At 44.6% G+C, this 24,764-nt stretch carries 24 protein-coding genes and 1 riboswitch; of the genes, 12 read left to right on the top strand and 12 right to left on the bottom strand.

Annotation, left to right across the window (positions count from 1 at the left end; translation table 11 throughout):
• Positions 1 to 106 precede the first annotated feature (106 nt).
• The gene (locus J4N37_RS22660; RefSeq protein WP_252042447.1) at positions 107 to 640 is read right to left on the bottom strand and encodes a dihydrofolate reductase family protein; all 534 of its coding nucleotides are present in this window, start codon (positions 638 to 640) and stop codon (positions 107 to 109) included.
• 99 nt (positions 641 to 739) lie between these two features.
• On the opposite strand from J4N37_RS22660, the gene J4N37_RS22665 reads away from it, so the two are divergent.
• Both J4N37_RS22665 and yghU read left to right on the top strand, forming a co-directional pair.
• Positions 740 to 1,306: a TetR/AcrR family transcriptional regulator gene (locus tag J4N37_RS22665; protein WP_252042449.1), complete on the top strand. Its 567-nt coding sequence runs from the start codon at positions 740 to 742 to the stop codon at positions 1,304 to 1,306.
• 216 nt (positions 1,307 to 1,522) lie between these two features.
• Positions 1,523 to 2,383 (top strand): glutathione-dependent disulfide-bond oxidoreductase, encoded by an 861-nt coding sequence (yghU, locus tag J4N37_RS22670; protein ID WP_009706277.1) that lies wholly within the window; start codon positions 1,523 to 1,525, stop codon positions 2,381 to 2,383.
• Positions 2,384 to 2,438: 55 nt separating this feature from the next.
• On the opposite strand, the gene J4N37_RS22675 is transcribed toward yghU, so the two are convergent.
• A complete protein-coding gene (locus tag J4N37_RS22675; protein ID WP_122071139.1) occupies positions 2,439 to 3,338 on the bottom strand; it encodes a LysR family transcriptional regulator in 900 nt (299 codons plus the stop codon).
• Positions 3,339 to 3,470: 132 nt separating this feature from the next.
• Between J4N37_RS22675 and J4N37_RS22680 the strand changes: the two genes are divergently transcribed.
• Positions 3,471 to 4,433, top strand: a complete 963-nt coding sequence (locus tag J4N37_RS22680; protein WP_252042450.1) for an NAD(P)H-dependent oxidoreductase — start codon at positions 3,471 to 3,473, stop codon at positions 4,431 to 4,433.
• Positions 4,434 to 4,603: 170 nt separating this feature from the next.
• Here J4N37_RS22680 and J4N37_RS22685 read toward each other — a convergent pair whose 3' ends face one another.
• Complete coding sequence (locus J4N37_RS22685; protein WP_005439125.1) at positions 4,604 to 6,211, bottom strand: BCCT family transporter; 1,608 nt, start codon at positions 6,209 to 6,211, stop codon at positions 4,604 to 4,606.
• 499 nt (positions 6,212 to 6,710) lie between these two features.
• On the opposite strand from J4N37_RS22685, the gene J4N37_RS22690 reads away from it, so the two are divergent.
• The 4 genes from J4N37_RS22690 to J4N37_RS22705 all read left to right on the top strand — a co-directional run bounded on the left by J4N37_RS22690 (position 6,711) and on the right by J4N37_RS22705 (position 11,519).
• The gene (locus tag J4N37_RS22690; protein WP_252042451.1) at positions 6,711 to 7,880 is read left to right on the top strand and encodes a D-alanyl-D-alanine carboxypeptidase family protein; all 1,170 of its coding nucleotides are present in this window, start codon (positions 6,711 to 6,713) and stop codon (positions 7,878 to 7,880) included.
• 278 nt (positions 7,881 to 8,158) lie between these two features.
• Positions 8,159 to 10,078, top strand: coding sequence for a tetratricopeptide repeat-containing diguanylate cyclase (locus tag J4N37_RS22695; protein WP_045393752.1), 1,920 nt, complete (start codon positions 8,159 to 8,161; stop codon positions 10,076 to 10,078).
• A gap of 130 nt (positions 10,079 to 10,208) precedes the next feature.
• Entirely contained in the window at positions 10,209 to 10,616 is a 408-nt protein-coding gene (locus J4N37_RS22700; RefSeq protein ID WP_010452876.1) for an SPOR domain-containing protein, read from the top strand.
• Between the two features lie 186 nt (positions 10,617 to 10,802).
• Positions 10,803 to 11,519 (top strand): class I SAM-dependent DNA methyltransferase, encoded by a 717-nt coding sequence (locus tag J4N37_RS22705; protein WP_252042452.1) that lies wholly within the window; start codon positions 10,803 to 10,805, stop codon positions 11,517 to 11,519.
• A gap of 58 nt (positions 11,520 to 11,577) precedes the next feature.
• Here the strand turns inward: J4N37_RS22705 and J4N37_RS22710 are convergent, their stop codons facing one another.
• The 4 genes from J4N37_RS22710 to J4N37_RS22725 form a co-directional block, all read right to left on the bottom strand.
• On the bottom strand, positions 11,578 to 12,051 hold the full coding sequence (locus J4N37_RS22710) for a peroxiredoxin (protein ID WP_252042453.1): 474 nt from the start codon (positions 12,049 to 12,051) through the stop codon (positions 11,578 to 11,580).
• Between the two features lie 139 nt (positions 12,052 to 12,190).
• Entirely contained in the window at positions 12,191 to 13,408 is a 1,218-nt protein-coding gene (locus tag J4N37_RS22715) for an OmpP1/FadL family transporter (RefSeq protein WP_045393743.1), read from the bottom strand.
• A 99-nt stretch (positions 13,409 to 13,507) separates the two neighbouring features.
• Positions 13,508 to 14,497 carry an efflux RND transporter periplasmic adaptor subunit gene (locus J4N37_RS22720; RefSeq protein ID WP_071235093.1) on the bottom strand — a complete coding sequence of 330 codons (990 nt, stop codon included), beginning with the start codon at positions 14,495 to 14,497 and terminating at the stop codon, positions 13,508 to 13,510.
• 3 nt (positions 14,498 to 14,500) lie between these two features.
• Positions 14,501 to 14,995 (bottom strand): hypothetical protein, encoded by a 495-nt coding sequence (locus J4N37_RS22725; RefSeq protein ID WP_010452866.1) that lies wholly within the window; start codon positions 14,993 to 14,995, stop codon positions 14,501 to 14,503.
• Positions 14,996 to 15,164: 169 nt separating this feature from the next.
• Here J4N37_RS22725 and J4N37_RS22730 point away from each other — a divergent pair, with 169 nt between their 5' ends.
• Both J4N37_RS22730 and J4N37_RS22735 read left to right on the top strand, forming a co-directional pair.
• Positions 15,165 to 16,088, top strand: coding sequence for a LysR family transcriptional regulator (locus J4N37_RS22730; protein ID WP_010452864.1), 924 nt, complete (start codon positions 15,165 to 15,167; stop codon positions 16,086 to 16,088).
• Positions 16,089 to 16,176: 88 nt separating this feature from the next.
• A complete protein-coding gene (locus J4N37_RS22735) occupies positions 16,177 to 17,874 on the top strand; it encodes a diguanylate cyclase (protein ID WP_306309782.1) in 1,698 nt (565 codons plus the stop codon).
• Between the two features lie 76 nt (positions 17,875 to 17,950).
• Here J4N37_RS22735 and J4N37_RS22740 read toward each other — a convergent pair whose 3' ends face one another.
• The 4 genes from J4N37_RS22740 to cspE all read right to left on the bottom strand — a co-directional run bounded on the left by J4N37_RS22740 (position 17,951) and on the right by cspE (position 20,391).
• On the bottom strand, positions 17,951 to 18,955 hold the full coding sequence (locus J4N37_RS22740; protein WP_252042454.1) for an adenosine deaminase: 1,005 nt from the start codon (positions 18,953 to 18,955) through the stop codon (positions 17,951 to 17,953).
• A 95-nt stretch (positions 18,956 to 19,050) separates the two neighbouring features.
• A riboswitch (purine riboswitch) is annotated at positions 19,051 to 19,150 on the bottom strand.
• A 318-nt stretch (positions 19,151 to 19,468) separates the two neighbouring features.
• Positions 19,469 to 19,609: a hypothetical protein gene (locus J4N37_RS22745; protein WP_009706263.1), complete on the bottom strand. Its 141-nt coding sequence runs from the start codon at positions 19,607 to 19,609 to the stop codon at positions 19,469 to 19,471.
• A gap of 62 nt (positions 19,610 to 19,671) precedes the next feature.
• On the bottom strand, positions 19,672 to 19,881 hold the full coding sequence (locus J4N37_RS22750) for a hypothetical protein (protein ID WP_005452681.1): 210 nt from the start codon (positions 19,879 to 19,881) through the stop codon (positions 19,672 to 19,674).
• 297 nt (positions 19,882 to 20,178) lie between these two features.
• The gene (gene cspE / locus J4N37_RS22755; protein ID WP_005439099.1) at positions 20,179 to 20,391 is read right to left on the bottom strand and encodes a transcription antiterminator/RNA stability regulator CspE; all 213 of its coding nucleotides are present in this window, start codon (positions 20,389 to 20,391) and stop codon (positions 20,179 to 20,181) included.
• A 322-nt stretch (positions 20,392 to 20,713) separates the two neighbouring features.
• On the opposite strand from cspE, the gene J4N37_RS22760 reads away from it, so the two are divergent.
• Positions 20,714 to 21,562: a pirin family protein gene (locus tag J4N37_RS22760; RefSeq protein WP_252042455.1), complete on the top strand. Its 849-nt coding sequence runs from the start codon at positions 20,714 to 20,716 to the stop codon at positions 21,560 to 21,562.
• A gap of 173 nt (positions 21,563 to 21,735) precedes the next feature.
• On the opposite strand, the gene J4N37_RS22765 is transcribed toward J4N37_RS22760, so the two are convergent.
• Complete coding sequence (locus J4N37_RS22765) at positions 21,736 to 22,584, bottom strand: patatin-like phospholipase family protein (protein ID WP_252042456.1); 849 nt, start codon at positions 22,582 to 22,584, stop codon at positions 21,736 to 21,738.
• Between the two features lie 178 nt (positions 22,585 to 22,762).
• On the opposite strand from J4N37_RS22765, the gene J4N37_RS22770 reads away from it, so the two are divergent.
• Together J4N37_RS22770 and J4N37_RS22775 are read left to right on the top strand one after the other, a co-directional pair.
• Entirely contained in the window at positions 22,763 to 23,221 is a 459-nt protein-coding gene (locus J4N37_RS22770; protein WP_252042457.1) for a Fur family transcriptional regulator, read from the top strand.
• A 104-nt stretch (positions 23,222 to 23,325) separates the two neighbouring features.
• Positions 23,326 to 24,660, top strand: a complete 1,335-nt coding sequence (locus J4N37_RS22775; RefSeq protein WP_252042458.1) for a dihydroorotase — start codon at positions 23,326 to 23,328, stop codon at positions 24,658 to 24,660.
• The last annotated feature ends 104 nt before the right edge of the window (positions 24,661 to 24,764 follow it).

A 24,764-nucleotide genomic window follows, 5' to 3' on the forward strand; every position in this document is an offset into this window, starting at 1 on the left:
TGCTAAACCAACCCTATGTACTAGACAAAATTTTGTGATACCTAAAAAAACGCCCCTCATATCTCCATGAAGGGCGTTTTTCTTTTGTTCAAATTATCTAGGTAGATTACCTTTCACGCACGTAAGTGGTTTGAACTAAGGTATCCAAAACAACGTCACTCTTGGTGACTTTGAAGTTCAATGGTTGTTCCAAATCCCCAAATAGAGGTGCGCCGCCGCCAAGTAGGATAGGGAAGCGCGTGATCACCATTTCATCGATAAGATCTTCTTTCAGGAAGTTCTGAATCGTTACACCGCCGTCGATGTAAAGGTCGTTAAAGCCTTTTGCGTTTAGATCCGCAAGCACATCTTTTAGCTCTCCTTTTACTAGAAAGACTTTGTCTTCGTAGCCTTGTGGCACTTCCGTCATGGTGTTGCTGAGTACGAACACAGGTTGGCTGTATGGCCAATCGCAATCAAAGCTCAGTACGACATCTAGTGTGTTGCGTCCCATCACCAAGCCATCAATACGCTCCATCAGTGAGAAGAAGCCAGTATCAATGTTATCTGGATTTGGTACTGAATGTAGCCAGTCGAGTTTGCCCTGCTTATCTGCGATGTAACCGTCCAGACTGGTTGCAATAAATACGATATTTGCCATGAGTACCTCATCAAAATGGTGATGCTTGAGCCAAGCTAAAGTATGGTTTAAAATTAATTCTACAATGTAGAATAATTCTGAGTTTATCGGGAAGATCAAATGTCTGTCAACGAAAAGAAGCGCGGGAGACCAGCCGCCAAGCAGTCGCAGTTAAGCGCAGAAAACATCCTAGATACAGCTAAGTCATTGATGATAAAGGATGGCAAGGTACCAAGTATTCGCTCGTTAGCGACGCAATTAAATGTGGATCCTATGGCGATCTATTACTACTTCAAAAACAAGAATGCGTTGCTTGAAGCGTTGACCACATCGCTGGTGGAGGAAATTTATCAACCGAAAGTGAATGAAGATTGGCAAGGCGAACTCAAAAACTTGTGTGTTAGCTACATTGAACTGTTGCGTGAATACAACGGGTTACTACAAACCATGCTGAGCATGACATCTCATGGCCCGGCTCAAGTGTTTACCGAGCGCTATCAAATCATTGTTCAGCCTTTGGCATTGTCTCCGCAAGTGGAGAAAGACAGTTTGGATCTATTGGCAGATTACCTACACGGGTTCGCGTTCTCGATCAGTTGTTGCCACGATACGAGCTTGATTAAGACAGAGATGATGGATGGGCCGTTGAATCTGATCTGTACTTCGTTATTGGCATCTCGAACCTAGTTCACATTAACGTGTATTTTTTACTTATAGCGTGAAAGAAATTCCCATAACCAAAGGTTCTAACTAAAAGAGATTGCAGGACTTTTATTTGGCGAATTCGACCTAATATCTTGAGTATGCCCAATCGCAGTTGGCGAAGTGGTGATTTTAATAATGCTTGCTGGCGCGCAAGAGCCGTCAGTTTGAAGATGCATTCAAACACAATAAGGGATAACAATGACTAACGAATACATTCCACCAAAAGTTTGGACAAACGATAATGAAAACGGCGGTCAGTGGGCGAGCATCAACCGTCCGGATTCTGGCGCACGTCATGAGCAAGAGCTTCCAATTGGTGAGCACCCATTCCAACTTTACTCAATGGGTACACCAAATGGTCAGAAAGTGACGATCATGTTTGAAGAGCTTTTGGCGGCAGGCGTAACAGCAGCAGAATACGACGCGTACCTGATTAAGATTGGCGATGGCGACCAGTTTGGTTCTGGCTTTGTGTCCGTTAACCCGAACTCGAAGATTCCTGCGTTGGTAGACCGTTCAGGTGCTGAGCCAGTGAACGTGTTTGAATCTGGTAACATCTTGTTTTACCTAGCAGAGAAGTTTGGTCACTTCCTACCAACAGAAGGCGCGAAACGTGCTGAGGTAATGAACTGGTTGTTCTGGCTTCAAGGTTCTGCGCCATATCTAGGCGGTGGTTTTGGTCACTTCTACGCGTACGCGCCAGAGAAGTTTGAATACCCAATCAACCGCTTCACGATGGAAACAAAACGTCAGCTAGACGTACTCGACAAGCGTCTTGCAAACAATGAATTCCTAGGTGGGGATGAGTACAGCATTGCTGATATCGCAACTTGGCCTTGGTACGGCAACCTTGTATTGGGTCGTGCTTACGATGCGGCTGAATTCTTAGACGTAGCAAGCTACAAAAACGTTGTGCGTTGGGCGAAAGCGATTGATGAGCGTGAAGCGGTAAAACGTGGTCGCATTGTTAACCGCGCATGGGGTGAAGAGTGGGAGCAAGTGGCAGAGCGTCACAGCGCAGCAGACATTGATGCGGCTCTGGCGAAGAAGCCTGAATAATTGCCCTTTCTGAATCAGTAAAAAAGGAATGCTTCGGCATTCCTTTTTTGTTGTATTAGAGCTCAGCTTTCTCAAGTAAGAAGTCGATGAGTACGCGTACGCGCTTCGCCTTTTGAGTATTCTTGTGAAAGTAGACATACAAACCCGAGTAGGGCTGCCAGTATTCTTCAAGCACAGGCACGATTTCACCTTTCTTAAAGCCTTCTTCGACCATTGGCGTCACGATACGCCCAATCCCCAAACCGTTGTGCGCGGCGTCTATCATCACATCTGTATCATTCACAATGAGGGCAGTTGGCATGTTGACGGTAATGGTCTCGCCTTGATTGTTTAGATTCAGCGGAGCGACTTGGTTCGACGAAATAAATCGATACTGAATCAGCTTGTGTTGCTTCAAATCATCGGGTGTTTCAGGTAAACCATGTTGCTCAACATAGCCCGGTGAGGCGAATAACGCTTCTTTCACTGGGAGTGTAAGCTGACGTGCAATCATGCCTTCTTCTACTCGGTCACCAAAGCGGATGCCCATATCAAAGCCGTCTCGAATGATGTCGATGGCTTTGTCTGAAACAGAAATCTCCAATTGAATGCTTGGATAACGTTGGCAGAACTCAATATAGATGGGTTTGAGTAGCGATTGATACACGAATCGAGGCACGGTAATACGAACTTTACCTGAAGGGACTCGGCTCAAGTCGCTAACGCTTTCAACAGCAAGGTTTAATTCTGACATCGACGCTAACGTGCGTTCATAGAGCAACTGCCCCGCTTCTGTTAACTCAATGCGGCGAGTGGTACGCGTAAACAAAGGCAAGCCGAGTTGCTCTTCTAACATCTTTAACGCCTGACTCACCGAGGGTGGTGCGATCTCTAACTTACGTGCTGCGGCGGTGATGCTGCCTTCTTGCGCAATGGTATGGAACATCATTAGTTGGTTGTAGGTCGTGCCGTTCATGCCTTTTCCCGAGTGATGTGTTTATCTTTAGTTTCTACCTAATAATGATTTAAGTAAAGAGCGTCTAAAACTAAAGGTCACTTCGGCGTATTCTCTACTCATCGGTTAACGCTTCGAAACAGAGGAATCACGATGAGCAAAGTACTGGTAATTTCAGGTCACCCAAACCTAGATGAGTCATACACAAACACCGTTATCATAGACGAGCTAAAAGCGGGACTGAATGATGTTGAAGTTCGCCGCCTAGATACTCTGTACCCGAACTATCAAATTGATGTTGAAGCAGAGCAAGCGGCGCTCGTGAGTGCGGATGTGGTTGTGCTTCAATTTCCATTCTACTGGTACTCGTCACCAGCCTTGCTGAAAAAGTGGGTGGATGATGTATTCAATTTCAACTTCGCTTACGGCCCGGAAGGCGACAAGTTAAAAGGCAAAGATTTCATTCTTTCCTTTACGGTAGGTGGCCCTGAAGAGTCTTACGATCCACTTGGCTACAACCACTTTACTATTGAGCAGTTTGTTTACCCATTCCAACAAACCGCTTACTTGGCAGGAATGAACTACCGTAAGCCTATTTACACGCACCGCATGGTTTACATTCCAAATGTGTACAACAAATTGGAAGAGGTGCAAGCACGAGCAAAAGATCATGCGAGCCGTTTGTTGGCGCAGATTGAGGAGATCACGGCTTCACCAGAAAGTCGTATGCAGAAGTTTGTTGCAGAGTGGTTTGCCAAGTTCGATGTGCTGGAAGAAGACACAGAGTTCTTCACCGACAAGCTAGCACAAGACGTGAAGTGGTCGATGCCAGAGGGTGAATTCTTAGGGCATGACGGTTTCCGTGATTGGTACGCGATTGCTCGTGCGACCTTCAAACCAAACTGCGATCACGACGTTCAGCAGATCGAAGTGAAACCAAATGGTGATCGTTTCCAAGTGGAACTGCGTATTCGATTAACAGCAGACAGTTATGAAGATTCGATGATGAAAGGTGAAGTCGTTAACCTAACCGTTAACGAGACGTGGCAAGTTTCGATTGAGGAAGCAGGCTCCATCACCATTCATGAATACAACGTTGTTCCAGTGGTGAGTTAGCTACCCTTGACCAATAACTCATTGCTTTATTTGCCCCAGGCCTTTGTGCTTGGGGCTTTTTTATGTGTAAGAACTTAACTTACTGACTCAACAATACAGGCAATGACGCGGATAAAAAAACGAGCGCCAAATGGACGCTCGTTTCTCATCTTGATGCTCTACCGCTTTTACTAAGCGACAGATTGTTTTTGTGCGGTGTTTTGATAAGCAGGCAATTCTGATCTCAAACCTTTGATCAAACTGACACACATTAACAATAGAACAAAGGTGAATGGCAAGCCTGTCGCCACCACGCCGGATTGAAGTGCTTGCAGTGCTTCTTTACCACCAATCCAAAGCATAACCGCGGCGATAGAGCCTTCAATACATGCCCAGAAAATACGTTGTGGTACAGGTGCATCAATTTTACCGCCAGCCGTGATGCTATCGATAACCAATGAACCTGAGTCTGATGAAGTGATAAAGAACACCAAAATCAGAACGATAGACAGAACAGAAATCACAGAGCTAAACGGCATTGCATCGTAAACGTGGAACAGCGTTAGCGAAATATCTGTCAGGCCGTTCGCACCCAATTCACCTACTTTATTGACGACTTGATCAAGCGCGATACCGCCAAATACCGCCATCCAAATCAGTGTCACTGTGGTTGGAATAACGATAACGGCAAATAGGAATTCACGAACAGTACGACCTTTTGAAACTCGTGCGATAAACATACCAACGAATGGTGACCAAGATACCCACCATGCCCAGTAGAACACAGTCCAGCCGTGCATCCATTCCGTATCATCACGACCATGTGGGTTACTTAGCGCGAAGATGTCTTTTGCGTAAGCGACGGTCGTATCCCAGATAGAAGTTGTCGCTACATCAAAGCTAATGAACAACACGAAAGCAAGTAGGGCAAATGCCACTGCCATATTGATGTTACTTAATAGCTTAACGCCGCCGTCGATGCCTCGAACGACAGAAAGAACCGCAATAAAGGTCACAAACGCAATAACGATCATTTGCATGCCAATGCCGCCATCCAAACCAAATACGTGGTTGATGCCGCTGGTGGCTTGTTGTGCACCCAAGCCAAGCGAAGTTGCTAGACCAAACAGGGTTGAAAGTACCGCAAGAATGTCGATGACGTGACCTAACCAGCCCCAAGCTCTATCACCAAATAGTGGGTAGAACGCAGAGCGCAAAGAAAGTGGTAAGCCTTTATTGAAGGCAAAGAAAGCCAGTGAAAGTGCAACGATGGCGTAAATCGCCCAACCGTGAATGCCCCAGTGGAACATGGTTGCACCCATAGCGAGTGATTTTGCTTCCTCGGTGTAAGGTTCTACGTTCAGTGGTGTGCCGTACCAATCAGTGAAGTAAGCCGTTGGTTCCGAAACACTCCAAAATAGCAGACCGATACCCATACCCGCTGCGAACAGCATAGATAACCAAGAGGCTGTTGAGTGTTCTGCTTGCGCGTCTTTACCACCAATGCGGATTTTACCCAGCGGTGAAAGTAAGACAGCGATAGCAAATACGATGAAGAAGTTAGTAGACCACATGAAGAACACATCGAAGTCAGAAATGATGCTGTTCTTAACGCCGTTTAAGGCATCACGGGCTGTTGAAGGATCAACAATTAAAAGAGAAGCAAGACAGAGAAGAACAAGACCAGCACTAATCCCAAACACTGGATTGTGGATATCAAATCCCCATTTTTGAACGTTATCTTGACCAACCTGATAGTCGGTAGTGTCGATACTATATTTTTTTAGTGCATTATCCATAAATACAACATGTACGCTTTTTTAAATGTGCCTTTCCTGAACAAGAAAAACACTAAAACCGCCCTCCGATTGTTTTGAGTTCTAATTAAAAAATGCGACACGATCATAATGTTTTGTGTAAAATATTGCAAATCGATAGAGTTTTAAGGCTTTTAAACTGGTTAAAAGTAAGATTTTTAGTGAAAAATGCAATGAGGTGTAATGTTTTGATGTGTAAATATTCGCTTGGTTTTGGAGAAGATTGTTTGACCAAAAGTAGCAGCGTGACGTGCGAGTAAAAGTTGGTAAGGCTCCAAAGAACGTGAGCGCTGAACTAGGGCTAATCAAAATTCATGATTTCAAGGGATTGGTTAACGAATAAGCACAAATTCCAACGAACTTCGCATTCTTTTCGACAAATATCGAGTAAACGTAACCAATCGTAACAGAGGTGCTGTAACTGAACAGCGTTTCCATATACTCGACTTAGTTTGTAAGTTGTAAGCCACAGAATGCTGCTATGAGAAAAAACACTTTATTCAATGCTACGTTAGCGACCACCTTGACTGCTATTTCTGCGTTTAGTTTTGCTGCTCCTACCGTTGTTCCAAATGCCCCAGAGCTGAGCTCTCGTGGCTACGTATTAATGGATTACCACACTGGCACCGTGCTAGTGGAACGTGATGCCGACAAACGCCTAAACCCGGCAAGTTTGACTAAGCTGATGACCGCTTATGTTGCGGGTCAAGAGGTGAAGTCTGGCAACATTAGCCTAGACGATGAAGTGGTGATCAGCCGCAACGCGTGGGCGAAAAACTTCCCTGATTCTTCCAAGATGTTTATCGAAGTCGGCACGTCGGTTTCACTTTCCGATCTTTACCGTGGATTGATTGTTCAATCGGGTAACGATGCCAGTGTTGCTATCGCAGAACACGTTGCAGGCAGTGAAGCGGGGTTTGTTGGTTTGATGAACAGCTGGGCGAACCAACTTGGTCTATCAAACTCTGCATTTACCAACCCACATGGTTTGGATAGCGATGGTCTGTATTCAACGCCGCGTGACATTGCAACGCTAGGCCGTGCGATTATCCGTGATCTTCCTGATATCTACCCGTTGTACAGCGAGACTTCGTTTACCTACAACGGCATCACTCAATACAACCGTAACGGCTTGCTACGTGACCGAAGCATGAGCGTTGACGGCATGAAGACGGGTTACACCAGCGGCGCGGGTTACAGTCTCGCGACCTCGGCAACCAACGGTGACATGCGTTTAGTTGCGGTTGTGATGGGTGCGAAAAGCCCTAGCGTGCGTGAATCAGAGAGCAAACAGCTTCTGAGCTACGGTTTCCGTTTCTTCGATACCGTTGTACCAACGCAAGCAGGTAAAGAAGTGGCAACGGCACGCGTTTGGATGGGTAACCAAGACGAGCTAAAAGTCGGTGTTGATCGTGATATTTACCTAACGTTGCCAAAAGGTGATGTGAACAAGCTGGAAGCCGAAGTGGAATACAATGGCGACCTAATAGCTCCAATTCAGCAAGACCAAGTTGTCGGCAAAGTGTTGTACAAAGTCGATGGTGATGTAGTCAAAGAAGCGGAATTGGTTGCGCTGGAACCTGTTGAAGAAGGCGGCATCTTTAAGCGCCTAATGGATTGGTTCAAACGTTTGGTTGCGAGCTGGTTCTAATGAAATGAATTAAGATTTAGAAGCCGCGCCGTAAGCTTAAAGCGCGGTTTTTTTATGTTCTTGTCAAGCTCATTCCTTCCTTTCTCACTTCGCTGTAGAATATATACATATGGCAATAAAACGTGCCATTAGAGTAATTAGCTAATCTTCATAACTATATGTATCTTGGTTCTTATGCATGCTTGGGAATGCTTTTAATTGATGTTACTCTTCGCTTATGAATCAGATGCTTCTAGAAAGAAAAGTCTTAATATAACTGAGATGGAATGTAATACCTCGTGAGAAAAAGCTATGTTGTCACGTTGCTAGCTGCTCTGCTTTGGGCAGTGGTTGCTTTTGCTTTACACGATTACTGGCGTGACGATACTTCAGCACAGCAGTTACCCACTTTAGATCCTGAAGAGCTGCTAGCTAAGTCACCTGTTGGGCAAGTATTACTTGATGTGAGTGAGTTAACGTATGTGGACTCGAAACGTGCACAAGAAGTATTATCAGCCGTCGGAATGCCATTTACCACGGAGCTTGAAAAGTCTTTTGCACTCTATCTGCAATACCGCTTAGCCCGAGCAAATGATGAGCCTATCTTAGCTCAGAGTTATCGCCAGCAGTTACAAGACATCACCAAATCATCCGAGCAACCTTGGTTAGAGGCTATATTGCTGGCCGATAGTGCAATGGACCATACCTTACATGGACGAAATGAGCTTGGTATTACTGAAATTCAACTAGCGATAAAAATTGCTGAGCGCGATCGCCTTCACTCCCTATTGCCAAAGCTCTACAATATTGCTGGCGCATTGAGTAACGCAACCAATCAATTAGTGGATGCGCAACGTTACTTTTTAGATGGGCTCAATATTGCAAATCAGATTAATCAAGAAGCATACAAGGGAACGATTTATAACAACCTTGGGCTTCTCTATCTGCATATTGATAGTTGGGATAGAGCACTAGAATTTATTCAAAAAGCACAGCAAGTCTATTTGGCTCGTCATGCTCGTGGTGATAAAACCAAAGGGCTTCAAGTGATGTACCTGAATGAGGCGCATATTTACAATCGCCAAGGTAAAGTTGACTTAGCGCGACAAGCGTATGAAAAGTCAAAGAAATACTATAAACCGACATCAACCAACTTGCGCTATCACCTCATTCAGTTAAAAGGCAAAGCAGATCTATTACTGCTCGAAGAAAACTATACCGATGCGCTTAAAGCCACGCAGCAATGTGTTACCTTGCCTTCTGCTGCTGATTACCCTGTTGAGTATGGACAGTGTTATCTGATCATGTCCAAGAGCCAGCTTGCGTTAGGGCTACCTGATCAAGCTATGAAAAGTGCAGCGGCGAGTTTGGCCGCATTTGAGTCGATTAAACACGAGCGTTGGATTATTAGAGTCGCGGAGCAAAAGGCGAAAATTTTTGAAAAGCTTGGCGAATATGAGGAAGCACTAAACACGTACAAGCACTTTTCCATCAATAGAAAAAAACAACTGCTGGGTAAGGTATATGATTTGGAGCAAGCCTTTGCGACGGAGCATATTCAACGTGAAAGAGACCTATTAGAAGTAGAGAAACGCTTGGCGGAATCTGAATTAGACCAAGAGAAACTTCGTTTTCAGATCGCCATTTTTTGGATTGCGATCTCGGCAGTGGTATTGGCATTTGCCGTTTCTAGAGTTTTAGTGACGCAACGTAAAAACCAAGAGCTTCAACAGCTTTCTCTGCTTGATCCTCTTACTCAACTGCATAACCGACGTTATTACTACGATCAAATTGATCACCCTCACCAGTTAGATGCACAAACACCGTATCGTGTTGTGCTTTTTGATATCGACAACTTTAAAAAAGTGAATGATGTTCATGGGCATGAGGCTGGTGACCGCATTCTAGAGGGATTCTCAGAGCGATTGAGGTTGCATTTACGCTCTCAAGAATTACTGATTCGTTGGGGTGGGGAAGAGTTTTTGATGTTATTAAAAGGTACCGATGACCTGCCGAAGCGCCTTGAAGCCATACGCCAACATATTGATGATGTATTGTTTGAAGCAGGGGAGGAAAACCTGCATATCACGACTTCTATTGGTGTCAGCCATGGCGGTTTGATAGAGACATTTACCTATAACGATGAGTATTTCCGCCGAGCAGATAAAAGCCTTTATGAGGCGAAGCGAAATGGGAAGAATCAGGTGGTGCTTCCCTAGCGAATCCATTGCTAATCAAGCGGCAGATTGAAATGTTCAGTCTGCCGTTTTTGTTTTTAGTTTCATATTCTTGCATTTATGGTCGCCTAATCCGTAAGAGAACCATTCAGAACAACAAACGGAGTTACGCGTGCGCAAGATTCTATCTTTGACATTGGCGATTTCACTTACTGGCTGTGTAATGCCTCAGCATCAACCAACAGAGGCAGGGCAGTGCGTAGGTGTGATGTCATCGCAAGATGCTTATGGCTACCTCAACCCAAACCATTACACCATGCAAGTATTGGCGCTGAAAAAAGAGAAGGATGTAAAAGAGTACATTCGCTACATTGATCCGAAGCACCCTGTGTGGGTGAACTGGAAGAATAGTCGAGGCACTCGCTGGTACACGGTAACGGTGGGAGACTTCAAGAGTAAGCAGGACGCCTACAATGCGTTGTCTTCTTTGCCTAGTCGCGTTAAGCAGTCTTCGCCGTTTGTTTTGACGTTTGGAGAAATGAAAAGCAAACAAGAAACCAATGTGGTTCGAATGCGCTAGTGTTGTTCTTATCGTTCGAATAAGCGCTTTATTTGTACACATCGAGCCTTTGCAACACGTTGGAAAGGCTCAATCTCACAGCCAGTCACTCATCTTCTCCAATACACGCGAAAGATCACGCTTCTAACGCGCTTTGTTATCGGGTATTTTCTAGTCTTCGCATCCCACTTTTCTGTTGGAGTCACCATGAAGCAAGAAATGTACACCACCTACGCAAAGCAATACGATTTGGCGGCGCAAGATAACCTGTACAACGCACACTTTGAGCGTCCAAATACGCTTGAGCTTGTCGGTGACGTTACGGGTAAAAAGGTTCTGGATTTGGGCTGCGGTTCGGGTATTTACGCACAGCTTCTTTTCGATCTCGGTGCGAGTTCAGTAACTTGTATCGACGCTTCACAAGAGATGATTGATATCGTCAAAAATAAGCTCGGTGATTCGGTAAAGGCTTACGCCCAAAACCTTGCTATAGGATTACCCGAAGAGCAAGATTCACAGTATGACCTAGTGATTTGTCCTCTGATGGTTCATTACATTGAAGATTTACGCCCATTGTTTGACGACATTCAACGTGTTTTAAAAGCGGGCGGTCAGTTTGTATTTTCAACTCACCACCCTTTTGCGGATTTCGAATGTTCGGCTTCAGGCAATTACTACGATAAAGAGTTGGTAGAAGATATGTGGAATACGGTAGGAGAACCGGTTCCTGTGGCATTCTACCGCCGCTCGTTGCAAGATATTACCGATGCAATTACTGGCAGTGGTATGGCGATGCTGGCTGTCTCAGAGGGCAAAGTGAATGAGAAGATTCGTGAAATCTCGCAGGAGCACTACCAACGCTTGGCGATGTTCCCTAATTTCATCTTTATTAAATGTGTGGCGCTGAGCTATTTAAATCGGTGAGTTCAGATAGAAAAAACGGAAGCGATGAGGCTTCCGTTTTGTGATCTTAGCGATGAGCTTAAAGTGCAGCGAGAATGGTTTCCGCTTTGCTCGCTTCAAACGCTTTTGGTTCTTCAACGTTTAGCGTAGTAACCACACCATTGTCGATGATCATCGCGTAACGCTGTGAACGAACGCCACCGAAACCACCCGTATCCATCTCTAGACCCAATGCCTTGGTAAAGCTTGCGTCACCGTCACCAAGCATCAGAAGCTCAGATGCGTTTTGTGCTTCGCCCCAAGCTTGCATTACGAATGCATCGTTTACTGATACACAAGCGATCAGATCTACGCCTTTCGCTTTGAGCTGATCAGCCAATACAACATAACCAGGCAAGTGCGCTTCAGAACAAGTCGGCGTAAATGCGCCTGGTACGGCAAATAAAACCACTTTCTTATCTGCAAATAGTTCGGTTACTTGGTGGTTTACCATGCCCTCAGCCGTCAGTTCGCTTAACGTTGCAGCAGGCAATGTTTGACCTTGTTGAATCATGACTTCTTTCCTTTTAGGTATATATCGTTCACTCAGTCTAGCGCCAAAACTACGGGCTAACCACAGACGAAATGTAAGGGTTTAATCTGATTAAGAAGAAGTGCATTCAGTGAGCGCTTCCCTGCGCTCACAGTGACGATTAAAACTGATAGTTGAATAAGACGCCAAAGAAGTGAATATCGGCATCGTAATCACCGCGCAGTGTACTTTCTGCTGGTGAACCTTCAAACAGAGTATATTCAATGCTCGGGGTTCCACCGTAGTAGTATTCATAGTACATCTGCATGCGCCATTGTTTATTAATGTCATAGCTTGCACCAGTGCCGAACTTCCATATCTCACCAGTAGGCACATCTGGATACTGATAGCGAGGGTCATCTTGTGGTGATGTTTCATAATAAACGCCACCTTCTAGACGCCATTGCTCCGTTAGTTGATAGTGCATACCTACGCTCGCAGAGAAAGTATCCTCCCAGTTTCGAGCGATATCAGCTTCGCGGTTTGTTAATGAGATCGAGGTATCAGAGATCTTACTGAAGTCTGTCCAACCTAAACTCCACATCGCAGCGACTTTCTCATTTAGGCTGTGATAGCCACTTAATAGAGCGGTAGCTGGCATAATGATGTTGACTGAAGAATCCACTTTGTTTGAACGAGTTTTTAGCTCCCCATCCATGTCGTGTTCGATTTGGGAGCGATAAGCAAAGCCAAACTGGTTACGTTCGTCCAATTTGTAAAACGCACTTAAGGTGTAGCCGAACTCAAGGCTAGAGCCTGATGCATCAATTTGTGGAACTAAACCGCCGCCTGAACCTGCAAGCGTTTGGTTGAGCATGCCGTATTCAGTGACTAAACCTACACCAACAGAGAAGTTATCTTGCACTTGATAGGCAATACTAGGATTGAACTGAACCGTAAGAAGTTGAGCATCTTGTAGTAATAAAGCGCCAGAAAATTGGGGGCCATAATCAATCACAGAGCCGCCTGAAGAAGCGATTGCTAAACCCGCTGTCCATTTATCATTAATGGGCTGAACAAGGTAAAACGAGCTCACCGGCATCGCTGTTCCTGCTTGGGTTGAGTTTTCACCTCCACGGAATAAGCCAGTTGAACCTGCATCAGTGTACTCAATATCAGACACCATGCCTTGTAGATTAAAGGCGATGGCAGTGGACTCGAACTCGGACATGGCGGCTGGGTTAGCAAACGCTGTTTCAGCGCCTTCTGCGATAGCTTGTGCTCCTGCGCCCGCAGTGCTGATGTTCATCATGCCTAGTTCAGGGAACATGTAACCTGCGGCAGATGCATTTGCCGCAAATAACGAAAGAGCGATAAGAGAGAGTTGTGTTTTTTTCATTGTAAAACCTGTGAGCCATTCGAGTTAGTGAATGGCTTGTTGGTGTTTGAAGTAAGAAATAGACAGTTTTGATAGGGGGCAAAACCGCCTATTAAAAAGTTAAATTGCGTTTAAGTAGGATTTGTACGAATGCAGGCGAACGGTTGCTGCGCCAATCACATCAATGAAACCAAACAGGCTGTGTGGCTTATTCGCCGCAATCCAAGCAGAGCCTGTCGCGCCAATTGGGATGGTTTTGCCTTCGGGCTCAAAGATTTCTAGAATCACGGTGCGGCCGTGACTACTAGTGTTTGCACCTACATGTTGACGCACGCTTTGCGGCCCCTGTAATGGTGAAACGGATGATTCTCCGGTACCCGCAGTGATACTGTGTACGCGAGCACGGAAAACTTCACCTGGGTACGCATCAACGTAGAATTCAGCAAACTGACCTTTCTCGATGTAACGGTAGCTTTGATCTGGAATACGCATTTCTAGGAATTTACGTGATGTGTCGTAGATGTGCATGTTACCTACGCGGCTGCCGTCTGCTACGTTCACGACAGCTACTTGGCCGTCATAAGGAGCACGAACGGTTTTACGTTCTTGCTCAAATTCGGTCTTTTCTAGATCTGCGTGTAACGACTTTAGTGACGCTTCTGCTACGCGGAGTTGAGACTCGTAGTACTCAATATCTCGACCTTTGAAGATCTCTGGTGACGTTTTCCCACGAACGATGTCGCGTTTTAATTGCGCAACGTTCTCTTCTTGTTGAACGATGCTTGCTTTGATTTTTTCGACGTCCGCCAAGGAAGTGGTATCGACTAGGGTGTAAATCACATCCCCTTTCTTTACGACTTGGTTGTGGTCTACATAGATATGGTCAATCTGCTCGCGAAACAGTGGAGACAGAACTGAGTGGGGCGCTTTCACTGTGGATGAATAAGTCAAATCAACCGGAGCCCAAAGGCGCGAGAGGATCCCTAACACCACAAGAATGAAAGCACCGCCAGAGATGATCCAAAAAGCGCTTTTAAACGTCCACTTAATTGCCCCTGTTGAGACCAAAATCCACATGATCAGAATGTATGGAATCATTACCTCTTTCATGGTTTATTCCTCCGTCACTTTGGTTGGTGTTTGGGGCTTTGAAGCCAGGCGACTATTACGAATGATGTTGCTTAACGAGCTGCCAATGTGCTCCCAGTTAGCGAAGGCGATGATCAGCGCGAGAACCCACCACGCTTTATGGATGAATAAACCACAAAGGGAAAGGGCAAATACCAGTTGGATGTGAGAGCTTTTCTTCTCTTGAGCTCGATGTAGGGCTACTTCATGGATCTGCCATAGCAAATAGATAACAAAAAGGGCAAGCGCTATGGTGACAGAGAAGAGGTAACCGCTGAAGTATTCGGAGTTGAAGATCACCATCATGGTGTCGTTTGGGGTATTGGTAAACATGCTCATATCAATGTCTTTCGAATTGATTGTGCCCATGGGAGCAAGTAAATACGCACCACCAAGCATCAGAGCCATAAAGATTGAGAACTTTAGTAACACCATAAAAATCGCAAAAATAACGCGACCTATGGCTTTTATGACGTTCATAGTTATACCTTTTGTCTATGTTATGAGGGTAAAACGTTGAGCGCGTGATTGTTATTATTCTGAGTGTTATCACGTGCTCATGATTGTACGAAAAAGCGTCATAAGTAGGGTGATAAACGATATAAGTTAAGCTAATATCACTTGGAAATATTTAGATATGGCATAAAATATGAAACACTCTGACTACAGCCTCATCCCCACGTTTGTCGCTATCGTGGAAGAGAAAAGTTATACCAAAGCTGCGCAGCGACTTGGGGTCAGCCAGTCAGCCGTTAGCCAAGCGGTGGTGAGACTTCGTGAGGTGTTTAAGGATGCGTTATTTGTTCGAGGTAGCCATGGGGTATCTCCGACAGCGTTTGCCATTGATATATATCCTACGCTGGCAAATGCGGTTGAGAATATTGCTTATATGCTACCTGAGCACTCCCGGTTTAATCCTGCGGAATGCGATAAGCGTTTTGTGATTTCGTCCCTCAGTGTGTTTGGTTTCACGCTTCTGCCTGAACTCTCTGCGTTAATCAGTGAAAAAGCCCCCAAGGCAACGACACGTATTGAGCCACTTTACACCATGGATTTAACTAACTTGCTTAGAACGCAGCAGTGCGATTTGGTGATTGAGGCACAAACTAATTTACATCCCCATCTTAGATCTCAGGTCTTGATGTCAGATAAGCTTACGGTTATGTGCCGAGCTGATCACCCCCGACTCACCGGGGAGACAATCAGTATTGAAGAGTACCTAGCTGAAAAGCATGTAACTTTGTCTCAATTAGACCAGCAAAGTGGTTACTTGATCGGGAGGGGTATCAAGGATGAAGAGATATTGGGGCAACGAAAGGTCGCGTGGCAAACAAGCAGCATTATGGAAATGTTACCTGTGGTTCAACATTGCGATTATTTGGCGTTGATGCCCCAGATTCTGTTAGATCAATATAAGGGTATGCATAACTTAAAAGCGCTAGAAGCGAGTTTCTTAAAAGAGCCTATTGAAGTTGCAATGTATTGGCACTCTTCACGTACCAATGACCCTAGTCATCAGTGGTTAAGGGAGCAATGTTTCTTAGCTGCTGAGAAGTTTACGGTCAATTATTAGATAAACGAGAAATTATCTCTATATCAAATGGAATCTTGATTACTCGCGAACTAGACTATCTCTATAGCCCTATTATTAGTGAGGGTAAATGGGTGTATATCGATTCTCTTTTAAAAGTGTTAGGTCGAAGTTTGTTGTTACTTATTCATTAATGACAATATTTTTCGTCTTGATACTCTTTATCGTTCTGTATTTTAAAGAGCGAGGGAGGGTCTTTGATGTTGCGCTGGAAAACTCCACCCAAATCTCAAATCTTCATTCTGATGTAATCAGCCAAGAACTTCAGCGCCATGTAGCCTCACTTCAGGCTATTGTTGGGCACGAAAGAGTCCAAAAAGTCGATATTCCCTTTATTATTAAAGAGCTTCAGTGGTTACATAACATTTCAAACCACTCTGTTATCAATACTTTGTTTGCAGATCAAAATTGGAATCTCGTTGACTATAAAGGTCGTATGTCGAGAGAAAACCGAAGTTCGATTGTTGATGATGAGTTATGGCAGCTAGCTAGCTACCACATTACTGCACCACACATAGGGCGAATAATGGGAGAGCCGTTAGTAGCGTTAGGTGTTCCAGTATTCGATGAATATGATGATTGGAAAGGGGTTGTTGCTGTCTCTATTTCAGTTAAATATTTAACTGAACGATTATCTAAAGTTAAGCTTGGTAATAGTAGCTATGCTTGGATATCAGACCGAAACGGCCTTGTTGTCTCTCACCCCGACTCAAGCTTGGTTATGAAAGCAAATATATTTGATGCGGACACGATAGGCTTTAGAGGTTTTAATGCTATTGCTGAACAAACAAAATTGCGTGCGGTTGGGTATGGTTACTATTTTGATCAGCGTGCTAAACAGTCTAAGATCGTTACATTTGCCAAGATTGATAGCCTTCCAGGATGGACTTTATTTGTAACAACAAGAGAGTCCGATATCTTCCTCGATATTAATGAGCTATTAGAAGATGTAGTGATTACTTCTTCAGTGGTCATTGCAGTATTTATGCCAGTTATTTTCTACTTCACCAACTCTATAACTAAGCCGATCATCGAGTTGACTAAAGAAGTAGAGGATTCGGCGAGTTCTCATTATGCTTCTTTTGTCAGCCAAAGCTCTCAAGATGAAATTGGTCAATTGTCGGATGCATTTCAAACTACAATCCATCAGATTCAACAACATAATCGCAATTTAGAAGAGCTTGTTTCAGTAAGGACGGCAGAGCTAAATAGTGTAAACAAAGAGCTCGAAGAGTCCGTTAGTTTACTCAATGAGAAAAACAGAGAACTTACATGGCTAGCAATGTTTGATCCACTGACAAACTTGTTTAATCGCCGTGCTGCTATCAGTCACGCAGAAAGAGAGATTGCTCGTGTGCTAAGACACAAGCTGACGTTGTCACTGATAATCTTAGATATTGACCAGTTTAAAACCGTTAACGATACATATGGCCATGACATTGGCGATCTCGTTTTAGTGCGATTGGCGAGCTTCCTTAAATCAAAATCGAGGAAGGAGAACATCATTGCCCGTTGGGGAGGTGAAGAGTTCGTTATTGTCGTTGTCGAAGCACAGTTGGAAGAAGCTAAATTTGCCGCTTCTAACCTTCTTAAGCAATTGAAGGATGTTGACTTTTCGCCTGTTTCTAAGGTGACAGTGAGTGCTGGCGTAGCCACATACCGCAAAGAAGAGTCATTCAGTGACTTAGTTATGCGAGCTGACAAAGCGTTATATCATGCAAAAAGGTCGGGTAGGAATTGCGTTAAAACCGAGCGAGATACATCATGAGGTGCGTAGCGAATTACGTATACTAAACAACAAAATAAGGGCTAGATCGCTAGCCCTTATTGGTTTGTACTTATAATCAGTGATTCGCTAAGTAATCAGCGACTTGAGCACGGTATTTGGCTTTAAGTGCCTCGCTGATGAAGCTCGCATTAATGGCATTGATCGTAAACTGAGCCAATTCTGGCTTCGTCATCGGGTGTGCATTACTGACCGCCATAAAGTTATCTGTCATGTAACCACCAAAGTACGCCGGATCATCCGAGTTAATGGTTACCGCGACACCTTTACGTAGCAAATCGACAATGTTGTGCTGCTCCATTTCATCAAACACGCAAAGCTTAATGTTCGACAGCGGGCACACCGTGAGTGGCATTTTACTTTCGATAAGCGCTTCGACCAACGATGCATCTTCAACGCAGCGAACACCATGGTCAACGCGGCTAACGCCTAGCATCTCGACAGAATCGATGATGTTTTGTGCTGGACCTTCCTCTCCTGCGTGTGCCACGGTGAGTAAACCTGCTTCTTTTGCTTGTTGGAAAGCACGTTTGAACTTCTCTGGCGGATGTCCAAGCTCTGAAGAATCCAAACCAACACCGACGATTTTGTCTTTGTGTTTAACAATGGATTGCAGTGTTTCAATCGCGCTCTCTTCCGATAGGTGACGCAAGAAGCACGCAATGATTTGAGAGGTGATACCTAACTTCCCGTTACCATCTTGCATTGCTCGGTGAATACCATTGATAACAGTCTCAAACTCAATGCCACGGTCGGTGTGGGTTTGTGGGTCAAAGAAGATTTCAGTATGGATAACGTTGTCGGCTTTGCAGCGCTCTAGGTATGCCCAAGTCAAATCATAGAAGTCTTGTTCCGTGCGAAGTGCGTTAGCACCTTGATAATAGATATCTAGGAAAGACTGCAAATCTTCGAACTCGTACGCCTTACGCAGTGCTTGTGGTGATTCGTATGGGATGTCGATGTTGTTGCGCTGTGCAAGCTCAAACAACAGTTCTGGCTCTAGCGAACCTTCGATATGTAAGTGTAACTCTACCTTTGGAAGACCTTGAATAAATGCGTTCATATTCCACCTCTTCTTATGCTTTTACGTGGATGCAATTACTCTAAGAATAGGTATAGATTGAGAAAAATCGAACGCCATTACAAAGAGTAAGATCCACAGTGATCTCGACTCTTCGTAATCAGCACTTTGCGGGAGCTGGTAGAGACCCCCAAACCATATCATTGGGGTTATACGAAGCAAACGGTTGCGATTATACGCAAAATTTGGGGCTTGGCTAGAGCTAGTGAGTAAATTGTAATTCTTTGGGATAAGGGATAAGGGATAAGGGATAAGGGATAAGGGAGCGATTTCATCGCATGATGGCTTCGTTGTCAGCACACACCTGGCTGAGTCGAATATTCAGTGGCTAATACTGAATCACATCATGCGAGAAACATTGGGAGTCATATCGAGTTTATTGTGCGTTGCTCATTGTGAGCTCTCATTGTGAACTGAGAGAAGGGGTGGCGATACCTTGCACATCGATACTTTAAATTGAGAAGAGTAGAGAAAAGGAAATGAAAGGGAATGTATTTATAGCTCGAACATTTTATCAAATTCTCTTTGCTCCATGATGTCCTCAATTCGGCGGCGAGTTTGTTGTTTTATCGCAGCAGCGTTTTGTTCGGACTCTTTCTTTTCTTGCTCAATTTGCTTCTTACTTTTATTTGCCATGTTTTTCACCTTGGGAATTTCTTCCTAAATTTCCACATTAATTATTAATGCACGAAACTGATTTATTTAATAATAAAACTTCCTAGCTTTGAACCTGAGTCACACAGAATGTCTCCGGAGTAGGTTTTCTCACAGTATTTAAAATCAATGAGATAGCAAGCGGATTGGAGTTTTGGCAATATATGGCGCCTTAAAATATCACTGTTAAGTTGATGAATTTTGGCGTTCCAAGAGATATCGGGTTGTTTTAAACGGAATTCAATCTCTATCATTTATTCTCCTGTTTCTTTGTGATCTTTTCTTTATTCGATAATTGATACCAGTGTCTTTGACGACCTGTTCTTCTAGACATAATTTTTCCTAATTTTAGTAATTTACATACCAACGATGGTAACAGTGATCTGACGACAGATACCTTGTTCCAACGATGGATACAGTGGTGCAGCCCATTTATTTTAGGCAGCAGAAAACCGAGCAATATTTGATTGCTGAGTATTAAGTTTGAGGAATTTTTTGAAGGGGGAGAGAGTTTGGTGCAGCGAGGAAATGCTGCACCAAGAAAAGCTATCTTATAGAGGAGTAACTTCAGTCGCTTGAGGACCTTTTTTACCATCTTCTACGTTGAAGCTTACTTTCTGACCTTCAGCCAAAGTTTTGAAACCGTCAGCAACGATAGCGTTGAAGTGTACGAATACATCTTGGCCGCCGTTGTCTTGAGTTAGGAAACCAAAACCTTTAGTTTCGTTGAACCATTTTACTGAACCAGTTACTTTACCAGACATAAAAACCTCTGAAATTAAACAATAATATACGAATTGTGATGGATCTTTTTTAAGCTATTGAATGTGCAATCAAGAGGAAGTTTTACGCAGGAGTCTGAACCGAAGATTCAGGATGTTACTGAGAGGGAACTTAAACTAAATGTAGCATTAACAGCTCTTTTCTAGAGCCAGCCGCCACTATACAGGGTGTTTAAAAAATAGCTACATTTATTTTTCATTTTTTTTCGTTCGAAAAAGTTGATGAAGTAGAACAATTTTTCCCCCTCATAAACTCAGTACTTGCTCTCTAGAATCAACTCATATCCTAAAGGGAGGCAAGATTATGAGTACAGTGAGAGAGATTCGTCAGATTATCCCATCACATGCAACTGCTGATGGTGACGGCGTGAAAATCCGCCGTGTCGCAGGCTTTAACAATGCGAGCTTTTCACCATTCTTGATGGTAGATGAACTGAAATCAGACCAAAGAGCCGATTACGTAGGCGGGTTCCCTCCGCATCCACACCGAGGCATTGAAACGCTGACTTACATGTTAACGGGACACTTCCAACACCGTGACCACATGGATAATGTTGGTGAACTTCGTTCCGGTGGTGCGCAATGGATGGCAGCTGGTCGAGGCGTCATTCATAGTGAAATGCCAATAATGGAAGACGGTGAGCTGCACGGTTTCCAAATTTGGATTAATCAACCAGCGCGAGACAAGATGGCTCCGGCGCAATATCACGACTTCCAACCGGAAACCATTACCGAACATCGCGCAGAGGCGCATGGCTTAGTTCGCGTTATTTCTGGTGAGCTGAACATTGGTGATGAACTAATTCGAGGGCCATTGAGCAAAACTGGTGTACCCGTGACGATCGCCGATTGGCAAGCGCACCAAGGCGCGTCGTTAAACCTGATGACACCTAACGATCACAATATGATGGTCTATGCTTATAAAGGCAGCACTACTATTGGAGAGCGCGTTGTCATGCAGGGAGAAATGGCACTGCTTTCTAAAGGTGAGTTAGTGACGCTTCAATCCGATGACACTAGTGGCGTACTGCTCTTTATCGGCGAGCCAATTGATGAACCTGTCGTGCATTACGGCCCATTTGTCATGAATAGCATCGAAGAGATTGAACAAGCGATTCAAGATTACAACTCTGGATTGTTTGAAACGTATTAGTTTGACCGACAATCGTGCGCACTGAAGTAGCGCGATTGGTGACCCTAAGTGATTTGGAGTCCGTGCATTGGGCTCATACGCAAGCAAAGACGATATCCACTGTCATCGAATTTGCATCAGCCACACTAACATGGTGTGGCTTTTTTTATTCTGCTGCGTTTTGAAAGTGGTGTTTAGCTCTGTTCCCAACGCGTCATGGCATGCTTGCCAAACTCCAACCCTAATTCATAAGCTTTGCGCAATTGTTCTGGCGAGCGGCTCAAGCGTTTTAATTTAAAGCCTTCTGGCGGACAGATTTGAATGATCTCAACACCAGCGGGTGGATTCTCTATCAATTCCAAGCTCTGGTTATAGCGAATATGACGCGTTAGCATTGGCTCGACCAAAGCTGGGTGATCGTTCAACAGGCGTGCAGTGAGCTTTTCAAGTTTAGGTTTGGATTTGCGATAACTGGCTGGCCGACTTCTAAGCACCATGATTCTGGTCGCGCCACGTTTAATGGCTTCGGCGACGGGAATCGCATCCGCTACGCCTCCATCGACATATCTTACGCCATCTAAAGCGACACCGTTTCGGTACATGATGGGCAGGGCGCTACTGGCTTTCATGGTTTCTGCCAGCATTTGAATGGATGGCGTGAGGTATTCTGGTTGCCCGTTGTCTTGTCGAGTGACCCCCAAAAAGAAAGGGCGGGGATCAGCAGAGAGCACATCTCTATCTATATCAAGCTCTTTAAGCGTGATATCCCACATCCAATCCAAGTCCATTATGTCACCGCCACGCAGCAGTTGAGTGGGAGAAATGAACTCTTTACGCAAGCTGTAATCAAGATAGATTTTGAGGTTCCTTCCCGGCATTTTTGCAAGGTATGCGGCTAAGTTGCTCGCGCCTGCCGAAACGCCCCAAAAACTGTCAAACGGGGAGAAGTCTTGCTTAATAAAATGATCGAGTATGCCGCAGGAAAATACCCCGCGCATGGCACCGCCTTCAACAACCAGTGCCCGAGAGCCAACGTGTTCCATTCTAGCCATCCGTTTTGATTATTCTGATTTGGGATACGAGCTAATTAGAGTAACGGATCTAATGCGCATTCCCAAGTTGCGTTCACTTTGGTCTCACCTTGATGAATCTATTTTTTATGTTATAACATAACAATAATCAAAATTATTAAAAGGTAGCGTGTGCTTGTGTGAGGTGAGAGTGAGCAATATTGACGCCATTATTGAGCATGTTGAGAAGAGTTTTAAGGCTCAGGGAAAGCAATTAACTTCTAAGAGAAAACTGGTGTTGAAAGCCTTAGTCCATGCCGATAAAGCGTTATCAGCTTATGAGCTAGTGGATTATTGCAAAGCCCATTTTGATCAGAATATTCAGGCTATGTCTGTGTATCGAATCTTGGATTTTCTTGAAGGTGAGCATCTGGCTCACAAGCTTAAAGTTTCCAATAAATACATCGTATGCTCCCATATTCTCTGCGAACACGAGCACGGTATCCCTCAATTTCTTATCTGTTCCAAGTGCAACAAGATCAGCGAACAAGCCATCGATCCCAAATTGATTAACGGTCTTAAATTTCATGCAAAACAAGAGGGGTTTACCGTCGTTAGCCCGCAATTAGAAATCAATTGTGTGTGTGATGACTGCGCCGACACCAAATAGCTGTGCTTTTTATTGAGCTTGGCTCACACCATGACGACGTCGTCGCCTTTTCCTCAAATACATCCCAACCATTAGCATCATCAGCAAGGAGATTCTGAACCGCTATGTCTGCAACGCTCATTAAAAACGCCCGTGTAGTAAATGAAGGAACCATCACCGAAACCGATTTGCGAATTGTCGATCAACGAATCGAAACCATCGCAACTGACATAGCAGCAAGGGAAGGTGATGTCGTTATCGATGCGAAAGGTTGCTATTTGATCCCTGGAATGATCGATGACCAAGTACATTTCCGTGAACCAGGACTGAGTCACAAAGGTTCTATTGCAACCGAATCACGTGCAGCCGTCGCTGGTGGCATCACGAGCTTCATGGAAATGCCAAACGTAAGCCCAGCAACCACAACGATTGAAGCGTTGGAGCGCAAATTTGCTATCGCGGAACAAAGCTCTCTGGCTAACTACTCTTTCTACCTTGGCGCAACAGAAGACAACCTTGAGCAAATCAAGTCGCTCGATCCAAAGAAACACTGTGGTGTGAAAGTCTTTATGGGCGCATCTACCGGAGATCTATTGGTCGAAGACGAGCAAGCATTGGATGAGATTTTCCGTGATTCTCCAGTATTGATTGTAACGCACTGTGAAAGTGGCCCTGTCATTGCTCAGAACAAAGAACGATTGCTGAAAGAGAGGTCGGAATTCACCATTGAAGACCACCCTGTACTTCGTGACGATGAAGCTTGCTATGCCTCTTCTTCTTACGCTGTTGAGTTAGCGAAGAAGCACAAGAGCCAACTGCACGTACTGCATATCACAACAGCAAAAGAATTGGCTTTGTTTGAAGCGGGCCCGATTCAAGGTAAGAGCATCACCGCAGAAGCGTGTGTTCACCATCTTTGGTTTAGCAATGAGGACTATGCACAGCGTGGTAACCAAATTAAATGCAACCCAGCCGTGAAATACCCAAGCGATCGTGAAGCGCTACTAAAGGCATTAAGCACAGGCCAGATTGATATTATTGCGACGGACCATGCCCCGCACACTTGGGAAGAAAAGCAAGTGCCTTACGACCAAGCCCCTGCTGGCTTACCTTTGGTGCAGCACGCACTACTGACTTTGTTTGATCAAGTGATTCGCGGGCACATGACGATGGAGCAAGTGGTAGAGAAAACCGCTCACAACCCAGCGATTCGTTATGGTGTTCAGGATCGCGGTTTTATTCGTGAAGGCTACTTTGCGGATTTGGTTCTTGTTGATGCCGCAGCACCAACGCCAGTGACGAACGAGAACAGCTTGTACCATTGTGGTTGGTCGCCATTTGCTGGTCACCAGTTCTCGGCTCAAATTAAGAATACATGGGTCAATGGCGGTTTAGTGTATGCCAACCAGCAAGTGAATGAGCAGGCTGCACACGCCATGCGATTGGTATTTGAGCGTTAGGATTCACTTTTTTCAGAAACTTAGATTATTTGAAAGCTCAGTTTATTTTCGAAAGCTTACATTTATCCGCTTTCTTTGAGCTTTATTTGTAGAAGTATAGTTGT

Source organism: Vibrio sp. SCSIO 43153, assembly GCF_023716625.1.
GTDB classification, from domain to species: domain Bacteria; phylum Pseudomonadota; class Gammaproteobacteria; order Enterobacterales; family Vibrionaceae; genus Vibrio; species Vibrio rotiferianus.

What these genes read in the sequence shown, in the direction of transcription:
- J4N37_RS22660 (WP_252042447.1), bottom strand. Translation starts at nt 640, where the DNA reads ATGGCAAATATCGTATTTATTGCAACCAGTCTGGACGGTTACATCGCA.
- J4N37_RS22665 (WP_252042449.1), top strand. Translation starts at nt 740, where the DNA reads ATGTCTGTCAACGAAAAGAAGCGCGGGAGACCAGCCGCCAAGCAGTCG.
- yghU (WP_009706277.1), top strand. Translation starts at nt 1,523, where the DNA reads ATGACTAACGAATACATTCCACCAAAAGTTTGGACAAACGATAATGAA.
- J4N37_RS22675 (WP_122071139.1), bottom strand. Translation starts at nt 3,338, where the DNA reads ATGAACGGCACGACCTACAACCAACTAATGATGTTCCATACCATTGCG.
- J4N37_RS22680 (WP_252042450.1), top strand. Translation starts at nt 3,471, where the DNA reads ATGAGCAAAGTACTGGTAATTTCAGGTCACCCAAACCTAGATGAGTCA.
- J4N37_RS22685 (WP_005439125.1), bottom strand. Translation starts at nt 6,211, where the DNA reads ATGGATAATGCACTAAAAAAATATAGTATCGACACTACCGACTATCAG.
- J4N37_RS22690 (WP_252042451.1), top strand. Translation starts at nt 6,711, where the DNA reads ATGAGAAAAAACACTTTATTCAATGCTACGTTAGCGACCACCTTGACT.
- J4N37_RS22705 (WP_252042452.1), top strand. Translation starts at nt 10,803, where the DNA reads ATGAAGCAAGAAATGTACACCACCTACGCAAAGCAATACGATTTGGCG.
- J4N37_RS22710 (WP_252042453.1), bottom strand. Translation starts at nt 12,051, where the DNA reads ATGATTCAACAAGGTCAAACATTGCCTGCTGCAACGTTAAGCGAACTG.
- J4N37_RS22715 (WP_045393743.1), bottom strand. Translation starts at nt 13,408, where the DNA reads ATGAAAAAAACACAACTCTCTCTTATCGCTCTTTCGTTATTTGCGGCA.
- J4N37_RS22720 (WP_071235093.1), bottom strand. Translation starts at nt 14,497, where the DNA reads ATGAAAGAGGTAATGATTCCATACATTCTGATCATGTGGATTTTGGTC.
- J4N37_RS22725 (WP_010452866.1), bottom strand. Translation starts at nt 14,995, where the DNA reads ATGAACGTCATAAAAGCCATAGGTCGCGTTATTTTTGCGATTTTTATG.
- J4N37_RS22730 (WP_010452864.1), top strand. Translation starts at nt 15,165, where the DNA reads ATGAAACACTCTGACTACAGCCTCATCCCCACGTTTGTCGCTATCGTG.
- J4N37_RS22735 (WP_306309782.1), top strand. Translation starts at nt 16,177, where the DNA reads ATGGGTGTATATCGATTCTCTTTTAAAAGTGTTAGGTCGAAGTTTGTT.
- J4N37_RS22740 (WP_252042454.1), bottom strand. Translation starts at nt 18,955, where the DNA reads ATGAACGCATTTATTCAAGGTCTTCCAAAGGTAGAGTTACACTTACAT.
- J4N37_RS22745 (WP_009706263.1), bottom strand. Translation starts at nt 19,609, where the DNA reads ATGGCAAATAAAAGTAAGAAGCAAATTGAGCAAGAAAAGAAAGAGTCC.
- J4N37_RS22750 (WP_005452681.1), bottom strand. Translation starts at nt 19,881, where the DNA reads ATGATAGAGATTGAATTCCGTTTAAAACAACCCGATATCTCTTGGAAC.
- cspE (WP_005439099.1), bottom strand. Translation starts at nt 20,391, where the DNA reads ATGTCTGGTAAAGTAACTGGTTCAGTAAAATGGTTCAACGAAACTAAA.
- J4N37_RS22760 (WP_252042455.1), top strand. Translation starts at nt 20,714, where the DNA reads ATGAGTACAGTGAGAGAGATTCGTCAGATTATCCCATCACATGCAACT.
- J4N37_RS22765 (WP_252042456.1), bottom strand. Translation starts at nt 22,584, where the DNA reads ATGGAACACGTTGGCTCTCGGGCACTGGTTGTTGAAGGCGGTGCCATG.
- J4N37_RS22775 (WP_252042458.1), top strand. Translation starts at nt 23,326, where the DNA reads ATGTCTGCAACGCTCATTAAAAACGCCCGTGTAGTAAATGAAGGAACC.